The organism is Microbacterium sp. AC132, from assembly GCF_979258525.1.
In genome coordinates this window covers 468734-483017 of sequence record NZ_OZ409862.1, presented here as the reverse complement: position 1 = coordinate 483017, position 14284 = coordinate 468734, and the positions used below count along the sequence as shown (strand labels likewise).

Here is a 14284-nt window from a genome sequence, read left to right as displayed (position 1 = left end):
AAGGACGCAGATGAACGTAACCGCCGCACCCTACGACGACTGGACGGCGAGAGAAGAGCTGGCCGAGCGGATGATCCCGCTCATCGGCGCTCTCAAGCGCGAACGCGACGTGGTCACCTCCCTCCACGGCCACCGACTTCTCGGCCTCTCGGCCACCGGCATCGTCGAGGTGCACGACAGGGTGGCGCAGCTCGGGCATGAACAGCTCCCGCTCGACGAGACCCTCGGGGTGCTCGAGGCGGTACACGAACTCGCACCCGGTGCGTCGTCGCTCGACCTCGCGCGCCTCGCCGCGGGCCACGCCGACAGTGACCTGCCCCTCGACGCGTACCTGGCCGAGGTGCTCGCGCCGGCGATGGGTGCGGTCGCGGCAGCGCCCACCGACGTCGTGCTGTACGGCTTCGGTCGCATCGGGCGGCTGCTCGCCCGCATCCTCGTCGCGCACAACGGGGGTGGCAGCGGTCTGCGACTGCGCGCGATCGTGGTGCGTCGAGGATCCGAGAACGACCTCGTGAAGCGCGCGTCGCTGCTGCTGCGCGACTCGGTGCACGGCCGCTTCGCCGGCTCCGTCACGGTCGACGAGGACGCCGATCAGATCATCGCGAACGGCACCCGCATCCAGGTGATCTACTCCGATGACCCCTCGACGATCGACTACACGGCGTACGGCATCGACGACGCGATCGTCGTCGACAACACCGGACGATGGCGCGACGAGGCGGGTCTCAGCCGCCACCTGGAGTCGGCGGGGGTCGCTCGCGTGCTGCTCACGGCGCCTGGCAAGGGCGCACTCAAGAACATCGTGCACGGCATCAACGACAGCACGATCGAGCCCGACGACCGGATCATCACGGCGGCCTCGTGCACCACGAACGCCATCACCCCGGTGCTCAAGGCGATCGACGAGGCCTACGGCATCGTGCGGGGTCACGTCGAGACGGTGCACTCGTTCACCAACGACCAGAACCTGATCGACAACTTCCACAGCGGTGACCGTCGTGGCCGGTCTGCCGTGCTCAACATGGTGATCACCGAGACGGGCGCGGCGAAGGCCGTGGCGCGAGCGCTGCCCGAGCTCGAGGGCAAGCTCACCGGCTCTGCGATCCGCGTGCCGACTCCCGACGTCTCGCTGGCCGTGCTGCACCTCGGCCTCGAGCGCCCCGCGGTCAAGGACGAGCTGAACGACTACCTGCGTCGCGTCTCGCTGCACTCGAAGCTGCGTCAGCAGATCGACTACGTCGAGAGCCCCGAGGTCGTCTCGACGGACTTCGTCGGCTCGCATCGCGCGGGCATCGTCGACGGTCTCGCGACCATCGCGAACGACCGCGACGTCGTGCTGTACGTCTGGTACGACAACGAGTACGGCTACTCCTGCCAGGTGATCCGCGTGCTCGAGGTCATGGCGGGCTCGCACCCCATCGTGCTGCCGGAACGTCGCGAGGTGACGCTGCACGGGTGAGTGCGCGATGTCGGTCGTGCCCGGCATGATGAGGGCATGAAGACCGCGACTCTGCGCGCCGAGCGGCTCCGCTCGCATCGTCTCAGCGCTCCGGCGCGCACGGTGACGGATGCCGCGTCGCACATGCTCGCGGTGCAGAGCCAGGACTTCACCGCCGGACGGTGGGTCCTGGCTTCGCGCACCCGTGGCGAGCCGCCGCTCCGCGCGGTCGACCGGGCCTTCGCCCGGGGCGACCTGGTGCGCGCGTGGACCATGCGCGGCACGCTGCACATCATCCCGGCGCGTGACCTGCGCTGGGTGCTCTCGGTGACCGCCGCGCGGCAGCGTCAGCAGGCGGCGGGCAGGCGTCGCGATCTCGGGATCGATGCGTCGATGGTCGCCGCGGTCGTGGCGGCGGCGGTGCCGCGTCTGCGCGACGGAGGACTCACGCGGGCCGAGATGTTCGAGGTGTTCGCCGGTATCGGCATCGATCCCGCCGGGCAGCGCGGCATCCATCTGCTGAGCGAGCTCACCCTCGACGGGCTGATCTGCCAGGGTCCGGTCGTCGCGCGCGATGGTGTGAGCCGGGAGCAGCGCTTCGTGCTCGTCGAGCAGCACATCAGCGAGCATGCGGCGCCCGACGATCCGCTCGCCGAGCTCTTCGTGCGCTACATCGACGGGCACGGTCCGGCCGGCGTCGCGGACTTCGCCTGGTGGTCCGGCCTCACGCTGGGACAGGCGCGCGAAGCGCGGGATCACGCGGCGGCTCGCGTGGTCGAGGTCGAAGAGGGTGTGTTCGTCGGCGTCGCTCGTCCGCGGCGGTCATCGAGTGCCCCGGCGGTGCTGGCGCTCGGAGCCTTCGACGAGTACTACATCTCCTACGCCGACCGCACGGATGTCTGCGCCCCTGAGCATCTCGCTCTCGTCGGACCGGGCAAGAACGGCATGGTGCGGGCGACGCTCGTCGCCGACGGCCGGGTGATCGGATGCTGGACGCACGCGAGCGCCTCGCTCGGGTCTCCGCCGGAGCTCTTCGAGTCAGTGCCGGATTCGCGGCCGGTCGACGACGAGGCGGTGCGGGCGGCCCTCGCTCGGTTCACGCGCTTCCTCGACGTTTGAGTCGCCGAGTCGGTGCGAATCACTCGCTCGCGTGGCGTCCGAGGAAGTTGTAGACCTCGTTGTCATCGACGCCGGGGAACGCGCCACGGGGGAGCGGCGAGAACATGTGGGTGTGCACGCGGGCGCTCGGCCAGGCCTTCCCGTTCCACCGTTCGGTGAGGTCGGCCGAGGGGCGGCGGCAGCACGCCTCATCCGGGCAGGTCGAGACCGCGCGGTCGGCGGTCTCGCGTCCACGCCACCAGCGCGCGTCGTCGAAGGGAACGCCCACCGTGATCGAGAACTCGCCGTCGGTCGAGGCGCCGGTCTGCGTCGAGCACCAGAAGGTGCCGGAGGGTGTGTCGGTGTACTGGTGGTGTTCGTTCGTGCGGTTCTGCTGCGTGAACGCCGCGCGCGCCTGGAACTTCCGGCACACCCGCTGGCCCTCGACAGCGCCCGTGACGTCCATCGGCAGGGGGAGGTCGTCGTTCTCGTAGACCCGCGTGATCGCACCGGTGGCGTCGACACGGAGGAAGTGCAGTGACATGCCCAGGTGCTGGGTGAGGAGGTTCGTCATGCGCATCCCGGCCGCTTCGTGGGTCACGCCGAATGCGTCGCGGAAGTCTTCGACCGCGAGGTTGCGATCCTTCTTCGCCTGCTGCAGGAAGGCGACGGACGCCGTCTCGGGCATCAGGCACGCGGCGGCGAAGTAGTTGATCTCGAGCCGCTGCTGCAGGAAGTCGGCGTAGTCGGTGGGCGGGGTGTGTCCGAGCAGTCGGTGCGCCATCGCCTGCAGCGCCATGGACCGCAGGCCGTGACCCCCGGGGATCGATGCGGGCGGCAGGTAGATGCGCCCGTTCTCGAGGTCGGTGACCGAGCGGGTCGAGTGCGGCAGATCGTTGACGTAGATCAGTTCGAAGCCGAGCTTGTCGGCCATGATGCTCACGGTGCGGTGCGTCAGCGCGCCCTGCACATGCCCGGCGGACCGCAGCTGCTTCTCGGCGAGTCTCTCGATGTCCGCGAGGTAGTTGTTCTGCTCGCGCATCCGCAGACGCAGCTCGGTGTTCGCTCGTCTGGCTTCTTCGGGCGTGGCGATCGCCTCTCGTTCGCGTCGCTGGAGTTCACGGTGAAGGCCCAGAAGCGACTCGATCGTCTCGTCGCTCATCCCCTTCGTGACGCGCACGGGGGCGATGCCGAGCTGCCGGAACACCGGGCTCTCCTGGGCGCGTTCGAGTTCGATCTCGAGAGCGGCGCGACGGTTCGGCGGCTCGCCCGAGATGAGGTCGGTGACCTCGGTGCCCGTCGCCAGCGCGATGGCCTGCAGCAGTGAGAGCTTCGGTTCGCGCTTGCCGTTCTCGATCAGGCTCAGCTGCGAACCGGCGACGCCGACGAGTGCGCCCAGCTCATCGAGCGTGAAGCCCTTCTCGAGGCGGTGGTGTCTGATGCGGTGGCCGAGGGTCGCGAGGTGGATGCCGGAAGGAGCCATTCCTTGATACTAGCGAAAGAAGCGCGATTCTTATCGCTCGAAATGGCAGAAAGTCGTGCACGAACCGGAAGAAGATGGAACAAACGCCCCTCACTTCAAAGGAGTAGTCATGGCGATCGCCGAAGTCTTCACCCCCGAGCATCATCTGTCGCACCTGTGCGCACCTTCGGGACGGCTCCGACGTATGACACCCCTGCGATGGCAGAGCTCGCCGCCTGGGTCGATGAGATCGCGGCGCTCACGCAGCCGGCCTCGATCCACTGGGTCGACGGCTCGCGTGCCGAGAACGACTGGCTGCTGCGCGGGCTCGTCGACCAGGGCAAGCTGATCAAGCTGAACCCCGAGTGGCGTCCCGGCTCGTACCTCGCCCGCTCGCACCCCAGCGACGTCGCACGCACGGAGGGCCGCACCTACATCTCGTCCGAGAGTGAAGAGGATGCCGGCCCGACCAACAACTGGGCTCCTCCTGCGCAGATGCGCGAGAAGATGACCGAGATCTTCGAGGGATCCATGCGAGGCCGCACGATGTTCGTCGTGCCCTTCTCGATGGGGCCCGTCGGGGGACCGCTCTCGCACATCGGCGTCCAGGTCACCGACAGCGCCTACGCTGTCGCGTCGATCGGCATCATGACGCGCGTCGGCGATGCGGTCACCCGCCAGATCGCCGACGGCGCTCCGTGGGTCAAGACCGTGCACTCCGTCGGCGCGCCGCTCGCTGCGGGAGAGCCCGACGTCGAGTGGCCCTGCAACGACGACAAGTACATCGTGCACTTCCCCGAGACGCTCGAGGTCTACTCCTTCGGCTCGGGCTACGGCGGCAACGCGATCCTCGCGAAGAAGTGCTTCGCCCTGCGCATCGCCTCGGTCATCGCCCGCGACGAGGGCTGGCTCGCCGAGCACATGCTGCTCATCCGGGTGATCGATCCCACGGGCAAGGCGTACCACGTGGCTGCGGCGTTCCCCTCGGCGTGCGGCAAGACGAACCTCGCGATGCTGCGCCCGACCATCCCGGGATGGCGCGTCGAGACGCTCGGCGACGACATCGCGTGGATCCGCCCCGGTGAAGACGGCCGCCTCTGGGCGATCAACCCGGAAGCCGGATTCTTCGGCGTCGCGCCGGGCACGGGCGAGTCGACGAACGTCACGGCGGTCGAGACCCTCTGGGGCAACACGATCTTCACGAACGTCGCGCTCCGCCCCGACGGAGACGTCTGGTGGGAGGGTCTGACCGATCAGGCGCCCGCCCACCTCACGGACTGGGAGGGCAACGACTGGACACCGGACTCCGGCCGCCCCGCCGCGCACCCGAACTCGCGCTTCACGGTCTCGGCCGCGCAGTGCCCGCAGATCTCGGAGGACTGGGAGGAGGCGGTGCCGCTCGACGTGATCCTCTTCGGCGGACGTCGGGCGACCAATGTGCCGCTCGTCGTCGAGGCCACCGACTGGACCCACGGCGTGTTCCTCGGCTCCAACATCTCGTCCGAGCGCACCGCGGCCGCCGAGGGCAAGGTCGGCGAGCTGCGTCGCGATCCGTTCGCCATGCTCCCGTTCTGCGGCTACAACATGGCCGACTACTTCGGTCACTGGCTGAAGGTCGGCCGTGGTCTCCGGTTCGACCGCGCACCGCGCATCTTCCAGGTGAACTGGTTCCGTCGTGGCGAGGACGGCCGCTTCCTGTGGCCCGGATTCGGCGACAACTCGCGAGTCGTCGACTGGATCATCCGTCGCGTCTCCGGCGAGGTCTCGACGGTCGACAGCCCGATCGGTCGCCTGCCGCTGATCGAGGACCTCAATCTCGACGGCATCGACGTGCCCGAGGCCGACCTCGAGGAGCTCTTCTCGATCGACACCGACGCCTGGAAGACCGAGGCCGACCTCACCGAGGAGTTCTACGACACCTTCGGCGACAAGGTCCCCGCCGCCCTCCGGGCCGAGCTCGCCTCGCTGCGCTACCGCCTCGACAAGGCGTGACAGACCGGGCGCCGGTTCGGGGGAGCCGGCGCTCCACGGCCCCCGTGGCCCCAGACCCGCGAAGGCGGGACGTCAGAGACGAACCCATGGCTGAGTGGTCTCCGGCATCCCGCCTTCGCGTACTTCTCCCGCGCTGACCGCGTGCGCCCCTGCCGCGACGCTCAGGCGAGCAGCTGGTGCCGAGCCAGGTCGCGATAGAGCGGCGTCGACTCGATCAGCTCGGCGTGAGTGCCCTGACCGACCACTGCGCCGTCCTGCAGCACGACGATGAGATCGCTGTCGACGACGGTCGACAGTCGATGAGCGATCACGATGAGGGTGCGATCGGTCGAGACCGCGTCGATGGCCTCGCGCATGCGCTGCTCGTTCACGCCGTCGAGCGACGAGGTCGACTCGTCGAGCAGCAGGATCGGTGCGTCGGTGAGCAGCGCGCGGGCGATCGCGAGACGCTGGCGTTCTCCTCCTGAGAGCATCACGCCGTCTTCGCCGACGGGGGCATCGAGACGCAGCGGATCGCGATCGAGCACGTCGCCCAGGTTCACCGCGCGCAGCACCTGTTCGCAGGCCGCATCCGAGGCATCCGGCGAGGCGAGACGCAGGTTGTCGCCGAGCGTGCCGGCGAGGGTGGGGGCGTCCTGCTCGACGTAGCCGAACTGCGCGCGCAGCTCGTCGCGCGGGTAGGTGCGCGAGTCGTGGCCGTAGAGGCGGATCGAACCGCCTGTCGGGTCGTAGAAGCGCTCCACCAGCGAGAGGATCGTGCTCTTGCCGGCACCGCTGGGCCCGACGAGCGCGACGCGCGCACCTCGGGGCACCGCGAACGAGACGCCGCGCAGCACCTCGCGCTCCGCCACGGCGGCCGAGTCGTCGGTCGGTTCGAGGTGCGCGTCGGCCAGAAGCGTCTGCGCCTCCTTCGCGGCGGCGAGGCGAGCGGCGACCACGTTCTCGGGATAGCGGAAGCGCACGTCACGGAACTCGATCGCCGGAGCGAGGGGGTCTGCCGCATCGCGCGGGACGGACGCGGCGATCTCGGCGTCGTGCTGGGTCTCCGTCGGCAGGTTCAGCACCTCCTGGATGCGGCCGAGGGCGCCGAGTGCCTGGTTCACCGAGGTGATCGCCCCGAAGGTGGTGGCGAGCGGCATCACGAGCATGAACAGGAACAGGATGAACGTGATCAGCGAGGCGATCGTGATCGTGCCGGCCGCGACCCGGAAGCCGCCGACGCCCAGCACCACCAGGAGCGACACCTGCAGTGCGACTCCGGCGATGGGGACCACGAGCGACGAGATCTTGGCGATCCGCACCCCGATGCCGTAGGCCTCCGAGGCGAGCGCCGACACGGTCTCGGTCTCGCGCTCGGTGGCTCCCGAGGCGCGCACGGTGCGGATCGAGCCGACGGCGCGCTCGACCCCGGAGGCGAGTTCGCCGACCTTCTCCTGCTGAGCGGTGGACGCGGTGCGGATGCGGCCGCTGAGCGCCGTGACGACGACGACCGAGGCTCCGATCACGACGACGATGAGCAGCAGCAGGACCGGGTCGATCACGAGCATGGCGATCAGCGCGCCGAGGAAGAGGATCGCGCTGCCGACGGCATCCGCCAGCCCCTGGGTGAGCACGGCGTAGAGCAGTGTCGTGTCGGTGCCCACGCGCGAGACGAGGTCTCCGGTCCGGCGGGCGTCGAACTCGCTGATGGGCAGGTGAAGGATGCGCGAGATCAGCTTGCGACGGCTCGAGTACACGACCGCGGTGCCGGTGCGCTGCAGCAGATAGTGCTGGTAGCCGGAGATGATCGACGACACGATCACGAGACCGACGAGGACCCACACCAGGATCCCGAGGCCCTGATCGGACTGCACGGCTTCGATGAGCTGCCCGACCAGCAGCGGTTGCGCGAGCGAGGTGGCCGCCCCGAAGACGCTGAGCACAGCGACGACGATGAGCGTGCGCCTGTGCTCGAAGAGGAAGGGGAGGAGCTGGCGGAAAGTGGCGCGCGGGCCGTCGTAGTGCGCGCCGCGTCCGCGTCGGCGTGATGTCGCCGTGCTGGACATGCGGGACCTCGTTCTGAAAGGGGTAGTTCGACCGTACTTCGTGTACGGGCGGATCCTGTGGATGGGCTGTATGAGTGTCAGTGCCTGCCGAAACGGCGGTGCGCCGCCTGCTTCGAGACGCCGAGGGAGCTCGCGATCGCCTGCCAGGAATAGCCGAGATTGCGCGCCCGTCGCACCTGTGTCTCCTCGGCCCTGGCCAGCTCGCTGCGCAGAGCGGCGAGGCGGTGGAGCTCCGAGAGCGGCTCGCCGGCGTCATCCTGTGCGATGGCGGTCTTCATGGTCATGGGGAACCTCCTGCGTCAATACTTGTTGACGATCGACCCCTTGTCAACATGCATTGACGTTATCTCGGTGCTCAGGATGCGAGACTGGGCCGATGCTGTCCGCATCGAAACCCGTGCCCGGCGACCGCGTCGCCGTCCTGTCGCCCGCCTTCGCCGCGCCCGCGGTCGCGCCCGAGCTCCACGAGCAGGCGCTCAGCCGACTCGAGCAGCTGACCGGACTGATCCCGGTCGAGTATCCGACCACGCGGCAGCTCGATGCGAGTCCTGAAGCCCGGGCCGCCGACGTGAACGCGGCCTTCGCCGACCCGAGCATCCGGGCGATCCTGGCGACGATCGGCGGGGACGACCAGATCCTGGTGGTGCCGCACCTCGACGCCGCGCTCGCCCAGGCCGACCCGAAGCCGTTCCTCGGCTACAGCGACAACACCAACATCCTCAACTGGCTGTGGAGCCTCGGGATCCGCGGCTACTACGGCGGATCCACGGCCGTGCATCTCGGTCCCGGGCCTGCGGTCGATGACGTGCATCTGCGGTCGCTGCGCGCGGCGCTGCTCGACGGCGGCACGGTCGAGATCACGGAGCCCGGAGAGTCGGAGGACGTGGGGAGGCGCTGGACGGACCCGCGCGCTCTCACCGAATACGGCGATCGGGTCGCGACCGAGGACTGGACCTGGTCGGGTCCGGCTGTCCGCGTCGAAGGTCGCACCTGGGGCGGCTGCCTCGAGGTCGTCGATCAGCTCGCGCTCGCCGACAGGCTGCCCTCGGCATACGACCTGCGCGGCGGGATCCTGCTGCTCGAGACCAGCGAAGAGCGTCCGCCGGCGAGCTGGGTGGCGCGATGGATGCGCGCGCTGGGCGAGCGTGGCATCCTCGATGTGGTCGCGGGAGTGGTCGTCGCGCGTCCGCCCGTGAGCGATTTCGAGTTCCTCCCCTCGTCGACCGAGGCCGACGCGCTGCGTGCCGCGCAACGGGATGCGGTGATCGAGACGGTCTCGCAGTACAACCCCGACGCGGTGGTCTGCGTCGGTGTGCCTTTCGGCCACACGCGGCCGCAGTGGATCGTCCCGTTCGGCGGGACGATGGTGCTCGACGGCTCGACGCGCACCATCCACGCCGCCTACTGACCGCCGGACGACGAAGGGCGGCACCTCCCGAGGAGATGCCGCCCTTCGTGTGGACGAGCGCGTCAGAGTTCGACGGCGGCCGCGACTCCGAGATCCGATTCGTAGTCGTTGTCCTTGGTCTCCTTCGACAGCAGGAGCGCGATGAAGGTCAGCACGCCCATCGCCGACAGGTACAGTCCCACCAGCCACGGAGCGCCGTCGCCGAGCTCCCAGAGCCAGAGCGCGATGAGCGGAGCGACGGCTGCGCCGAGGATCGACGAGACGTTGTAGGAGATCGCGGATCCCGTGTAGCGGACGTTCGTCGGGAAGAGCTCGGGCAGCAGCGCTCCCATCGGACCGAACGTCGCGCCCATGAGCATGAACCCGAACACGAGGAACGCCTGCGCGAGGGCGCCCGTGAACTTCGGGTCCATCGCGGGGAGCAGGAACGCGTTGAACGTGAAGCCGAACACGATGATGAGCCCGGTGACCCACAGCAGCAGCTTGCGACGCCCGATCGTGTCGGCGATGGGACCGGAGAGCAGGGTGAAGATGCCGAAGAACACGACGCCGACGATCTGCATGAGCACGAAGTCCGTGTAGGCGAACCCGAGTCCCGGATAGAACTGCGCGGCGAAGGCCGACGCGTCGAAGTCCTTGCCCGTCGCCTCGGCAGCGGCCTGAGCGGCGGCGGACGCCGTCTCGAGCGTGGCCGGCTTGGTGCCGTACGCGAGGGTGAAGTTGGTCATCAGGTAGAACAGCACGTAGGTCGCCAGCATGATGAACGTGCCGAGGATCAGCTGCTTCCAATGGTGGCGGAACACGGTCGCGAGGGGCAGCTTGCGGATCGCGCCCTTCTTCTCGGCCTTCTTGAAGGTGTCGGACTCGACGAGCTTCAGACGCACCCACAGGCCGATGATGACCATGACGGCCGAGAAGAGGAACGGGATGCGCCAGCCCCAAGACAGGAAGGCCTCGGACTTCAGCGCGGGGTTGTCGGCGTGGGGAAGCAGCCAGTTGATGCCGAGGAAGAGGAAGTTGGCGATGATGAAGCCGAGCGGCGCGCCCAGCTGCGGGAACGTGCCGTACCAGGCGCGCTTGCCGGCCGGAGCGTTCTCGGTGGCGACCAGCGCGGCACCCGACCACTCGCCGCCGAGGGCGAAGCCCTGAGCGAGGCGCAGGATCAGCAGCAGCAGTGCCGCCCACCAGCCGATCTGCTGGAACGTGGGAAGGAGGCCGATGATGAAGGTCGCGATGCCCATCGTGAGCAGCGAGGCGACGAGCGTCGCCTTGCGTCCGAACTTGTCGCCGAAGTGGCCGAAGACGACCGCGCCGATGGGGCGGGCGACCATGGCGGCGCCGAACACGGCGAACGATGACAGCAGCGACGTGGTGTCGTTGCCGGTGGGGAAGAACAGCACGGGGAACACGAGCACGGCCGCTGTCGCATAGGCGTAGAAGTCGTAGAACTCGATCGTGGTGCCGACCAGGCTCGCCGTGATGACACGCGAACGCGGGTTCGCGGGGGCGGTGGACGTACTCATACAGCTCCTTAGATCCATGGCCCGGTATACCAAGGCACCGAGAGATCCTACGCCTTCCTGAGCGTTTGCTGGGTGCGTGTGACATCCCGCTGGATCGCGTGCGTAGAGTCGGAGGCGGATGCCCGTGCCCACCCGAGACGGAGAACCGTGACGACGAGACTGCTGCTGATCGCCGATACGCATGTGCCCGCCCGTGCGAAGCGACTGCCCGACGCGGTGCTGCGAGCGGTCGACGACGCCGACATCGTCGTGCACGCGGGGGACTGGATCGACCTCGCGACGTTGGATCTGATCGAGTCCCGGTCGCGGCTGCTCGTCGGCGTCCACGGGAACAACGACGGCCCCGCGCTGCGAGAGCGACTGCCCGAGATCGCACGGCTGACGGTCGAGGACGTCGAGGTCGCTGTGGTGCACGAGACCGGACCGAAGCAGCGGCGCGAGGAGCGGATGGATGCGGCGTTCCCGGGCGTCGACCTGCTCGTGTTCGGCCACTCCCACATCCCGTGGGACACCGTCGCCCCATCCGGGATGCGCCTGCTGAACCCGGGGTCGCCGACCGACCGCCGCAGGCAGCCCGTCTGCACGATGATGTCGGTCGCGATCGACGGCGCACGGGTCGACGCCACGCTGGTGCCGCTCGCATGACCACCGCACCTCGCGCGGGCGACGACATCGAGGTTCCCGCGGCGTACCGCGCCCCGATGAGGTCGCGCGACGACGGGGTGCGCGAGGGGCTCGCGGTCGAGCGCGCGCTGCGGATCGGGGTCTGCGGAGTGGGAGGTCGCCTCGACCGCATCCCGGAGTCGCCGGCCGACGCGCTCGCCGCAGTCGATGCCGCCTTCGGTGAGCGGATGGCGCGCAGGCTCGAGAGGTTCTCCTCGGTCGCCGAGGGGTCGTTCGTCTGGACGCGCGATGTCGACGGACTGCTGTGGCTCGGCCGGATCGCCGGGCCCTGGCGCTACGACGCGTCGGGCGAAGCCCGTGCAGCCGACCTCGTGCACGTGCGCGCGTGCGACTGGCTCGATCGTCCGGTGGAGCCGGCCGCGGTGCCGTCCGGCGTGCACGAGTCGTTCGCGCGGGGCGGTCGCAACTGGCAGAGCATCACCCGGGCCGACGCCGCGCACCTCACCGCGGCCGTCTGGAAGTCCCGCCGCAGCGGGTGACGGGCCCGATCAGTCGGTCGGGCGCAGGTCGCGGAGAATGGCGTCATACCGGCTGAGGAAGGCGCGCTCGTCGAGTCGCTTGCGTCGGAGCCACGACGTGACCTCGTCGTTGCGCTTGCTCGCATTGCAGGACCCGCACGCGGGCACCACGTTCTCGACGGTGTAGCGACCGCCGCGGGAGATCGGCATCACGCAGTCGCGTTGGAGCGCGATGTCGCCCGCTCCGCAGTACGCACATCCGCCCCAGGCCTCCTGCAGCGAGGCCCACTGCTCGGCGGTGAGGTCGTTGTCCGCTCTGGCCACCCGGCCCCGGCGTCGCTTCGCATGACGGGCGCGCGCAGCGGGCGTGGGGGTGGAGAATCTTCGGCGCGGCACAGACACACGGTACTGGGCGGATGCCCGTGCCTGTGATCTATTCCTCTGTGTCGCCGAGAGCGAGCGCCGGCACGAAGTCGGCCGTGGGCGCGAGCAGCTGCTCCAACTCGAGCACGATGAGCCGGTTGTCTCCCGCTCGCGTCGCCGGGGCCGGCACGAAGAGGGTGCGCTGCGGCCCGTTGCGCCAGTACCGTCCGAGGAAGAACCCGTTGACGAACGCATAGCCCTTGCTCCAGGCAACGGTGTCGAGGAACAGGTCGGCGGCGGAGTCGAGCGCGAAGTCTGCGACCCACGCAGAGGGTGCACTTCCGGAGCCGCTCGACGTGTTCCCGGCGCTGGAGCCGATCTCCGCCGCGATCCCTGCGACGTCCAGCGCGGTCGAGTGCCAGCCGGTCAGCGGCGTGCCGTCGAGGGCAGGAGCGCCGATCAGACCCTTCTGCTCGCCGAGTCGGTGGTCGTAGTTCACGCGGCCGCCCTCCTCGACGAGGATGCTGAGCGTCCGTCCCGCGGGAATCCGCAGGGAACGGTCGTGACGCGTGCGGGAGAGCGTGCCGACGGGCTGGCCGTCGACGCTCACCCAGGCGAGGTCGCGCACCTCGTCGAGCACGAGCTGACCGCCGCGACCTTCGGGAAGCTCGACGTCGTAGCGGACCAGAGCGCTCAGGTGTTCCAGCTCGTCGAATGTCCGCGGAACTGCGGATGCGGGCGTCGATGCCGCGGCATCCGTCCATGATCCCGCCGGCTTCAGCGGCACGGAGAAGATCGGTGCCGCGGTGGCCGCGGCGGGCAGCTCGTCGGGGACGGGCGCGTACTTCGCGATGACGTCGCGGAAGGCGAAGAACTTCGCGGTCGGGTTGCCGGCCTCGTCGAGAGGCGCGTCGTAGTCGTATGACGTGACGATCGGCAGGTAACGGCCCTTGTGGTTGGCACCGTTCGTGAGACCGAAGTTCGTGCCGCCGTGGAACATGTAGATGTTCACCGAGGCCCCCGCGGCCAGCAGTTCGTCGAGATCGGCGGCGGCGGTGTCCACGTCGGTCGTGTGATGCACGCCGCCCCACCAGTCGAACCAGCCGTCCCAGAACTCGGAGCACATCAGGGGGCCGGTGGGCTGGTGGGCGCGCAGGGTGGCGAGGCGCTCGGCGCTGCGCGATCCGAAGGATCCGGTCTTGTGCAGCTCGGGGAGGCTGCCGTCTGCCAGCATCCGATCGGTCGGCTGGTCGACCGTGGTGAGGGGCACGGTGATACCGGCTTCTCGGGTGAGGGCGACGAGCGCCTCGAGGTAGTCCTTGTCCGAGCCGTACGCGCCGTACTCGTTCTCGATCTGCACGAGCACGACCGAGCCGCCACGGTCGATCTGCCGGGGCGCGACGATGTCGTAGACCCGGCGGAGGTAGTCGCTGACATCGGCGAGGAACGTCGGCTCGGAGGAGCGCAGCTCGCGCTCGCCCGCGGTGAGCCAGTTCGGCAGCCCGCCGTTGTGCCACTCGGCGCAGATGTAGGGGCCGGGCCGCACGATCGCATCCATGCCCTCCGCCTGGATCAGGTCGAGGAACCGGCCCAGGTCGTTCCAACCCGTGGCATCCCACTCGCCGCGCCGAGGCTCGTGAGCGTTCCATGCGACGTAGGTCTCGATCGTGTTGAGTCCCATCAGACGGGCCTTGCGGATGCGGTCCTGCCACTGGTCGGGGTGCACCCGGAAGTAGTGGATGGCACCGGAGATCACCTGGTGGGGGAGCCCGGCGCGGAGGAAGTCTGTCTCGCCGATGGAGAAGGAGGTCAC

The 14284-nt window shown here is 69.1% G+C and carries 12 protein-coding genes; 6 read left to right on the top strand and 6 right to left on the bottom strand.

Annotated features, from left to right (window positions below; genetic code table 11):
- Positions 1-10 precede the first annotated feature (10 nt).
- Both ACZZZQ_RS02255 and ACZZZQ_RS02250 read left to right on the top strand, forming a co-directional pair.
- The gene (locus ACZZZQ_RS02255; protein ID WP_320491243.1) at positions 11-1459 is read left to right on the top strand and encodes a glyceraldehyde-3-phosphate dehydrogenase; all 1449 of its coding nucleotides are present in this window, start codon (positions 11-13) and stop codon (positions 1457-1459) included.
- Positions 1460-1495: 36 nt separating this feature from the next.
- Positions 1496-2557, top strand: coding sequence for a winged helix DNA-binding domain-containing protein (locus ACZZZQ_RS02250; protein ID WP_463506794.1), 1062 nt, complete (start codon positions 1496-1498; stop codon positions 2555-2557).
- A 19-nt stretch (positions 2558-2576) separates the two neighbouring features.
- Here ACZZZQ_RS02250 and ACZZZQ_RS02245 read toward each other — a convergent pair whose 3' ends face one another.
- Positions 2577-4019 (bottom strand): XRE family transcriptional regulator, encoded by a 1443-nt coding sequence (locus ACZZZQ_RS02245; protein WP_056277833.1) that lies wholly within the window; start codon positions 4017-4019, stop codon positions 2577-2579.
- A gap of 198 nt (positions 4020-4217) precedes the next feature.
- Between ACZZZQ_RS02245 and ACZZZQ_RS02240 the strand changes: the two genes are divergently transcribed.
- Positions 4218-5990, top strand: coding sequence for a phosphoenolpyruvate carboxykinase (GTP) (locus tag ACZZZQ_RS02240; RefSeq protein WP_463506793.1), 1773 nt, complete (start codon positions 4218-4220; stop codon positions 5988-5990).
- 161 nt (positions 5991-6151) lie between these two features.
- Here the strand turns inward: ACZZZQ_RS02240 and ACZZZQ_RS02235 are convergent, their stop codons facing one another.
- A complete protein-coding gene (locus ACZZZQ_RS02235; protein WP_056277840.1) occupies positions 6152-8035 on the bottom strand; it encodes an ABC transporter ATP-binding protein in 1884 nt (627 codons plus the stop codon).
- A gap of 77 nt (positions 8036-8112) precedes the next feature.
- Positions 8113-8319, bottom strand: a complete 207-nt coding sequence (locus tag ACZZZQ_RS02230; RefSeq protein WP_053095473.1) for a hypothetical protein — start codon at positions 8317-8319, stop codon at positions 8113-8115.
- A 92-nt stretch (positions 8320-8411) separates the two neighbouring features.
- Here ACZZZQ_RS02230 and ACZZZQ_RS02225 point away from each other — a divergent pair, with 92 nt between their 5' ends.
- Positions 8412-9443 carry a S66 family peptidase gene (locus ACZZZQ_RS02225; RefSeq protein WP_463506792.1) on the top strand — a complete coding sequence of 344 codons (1032 nt, stop codon included), beginning with the start codon at positions 8412-8414 and terminating at the stop codon, positions 9441-9443.
- Positions 9444-9505: 62 nt separating this feature from the next.
- On the opposite strand, the gene ACZZZQ_RS02220 is transcribed toward ACZZZQ_RS02225, so the two are convergent.
- Positions 9506-10966, bottom strand: a complete 1461-nt coding sequence (locus ACZZZQ_RS02220; protein ID WP_053095475.1) for an MFS transporter — start codon at positions 10964-10966, stop codon at positions 9506-9508.
- A 147-nt stretch (positions 10967-11113) separates the two neighbouring features.
- Here ACZZZQ_RS02220 and ACZZZQ_RS02215 point away from each other — a divergent pair, with 147 nt between their 5' ends.
- Together ACZZZQ_RS02215 and ACZZZQ_RS02210 are read left to right on the top strand one after the other, a co-directional pair.
- The gene (locus tag ACZZZQ_RS02215; protein ID WP_056277844.1) at positions 11114-11611 is read left to right on the top strand and encodes a metallophosphoesterase family protein; all 498 of its coding nucleotides are present in this window, start codon (positions 11114-11116) and stop codon (positions 11609-11611) included.
- Positions 11608-12129 (top strand): GAF domain-containing protein, encoded by a 522-nt coding sequence (locus ACZZZQ_RS02210; protein WP_463506791.1) that lies wholly within the window; start codon positions 11608-11610, stop codon positions 12127-12129. The genes ACZZZQ_RS02215 and ACZZZQ_RS02210 overlap by 4 nt, the downstream gene beginning before the upstream one ends.
- A gap of 9 nt (positions 12130-12138) precedes the next feature.
- Here ACZZZQ_RS02210 and ACZZZQ_RS02205 read toward each other — a convergent pair whose 3' ends face one another.
- Both ACZZZQ_RS02205 and ACZZZQ_RS02200 read right to left on the bottom strand, forming a co-directional pair.
- The gene (locus ACZZZQ_RS02205; RefSeq protein WP_053099033.1) at positions 12139-12504 is read right to left on the bottom strand and encodes an HNH endonuclease; all 366 of its coding nucleotides are present in this window, start codon (positions 12502-12504) and stop codon (positions 12139-12141) included.
- A 37-nt stretch (positions 12505-12541) separates the two neighbouring features.
- Positions 12542-14284 carry a glycoside hydrolase family 35 protein gene (locus tag ACZZZQ_RS02200; protein ID WP_463506790.1) on the bottom strand — a complete coding sequence of 581 codons (1743 nt, stop codon included), beginning with the start codon at positions 14282-14284 and terminating at the stop codon, positions 12542-12544.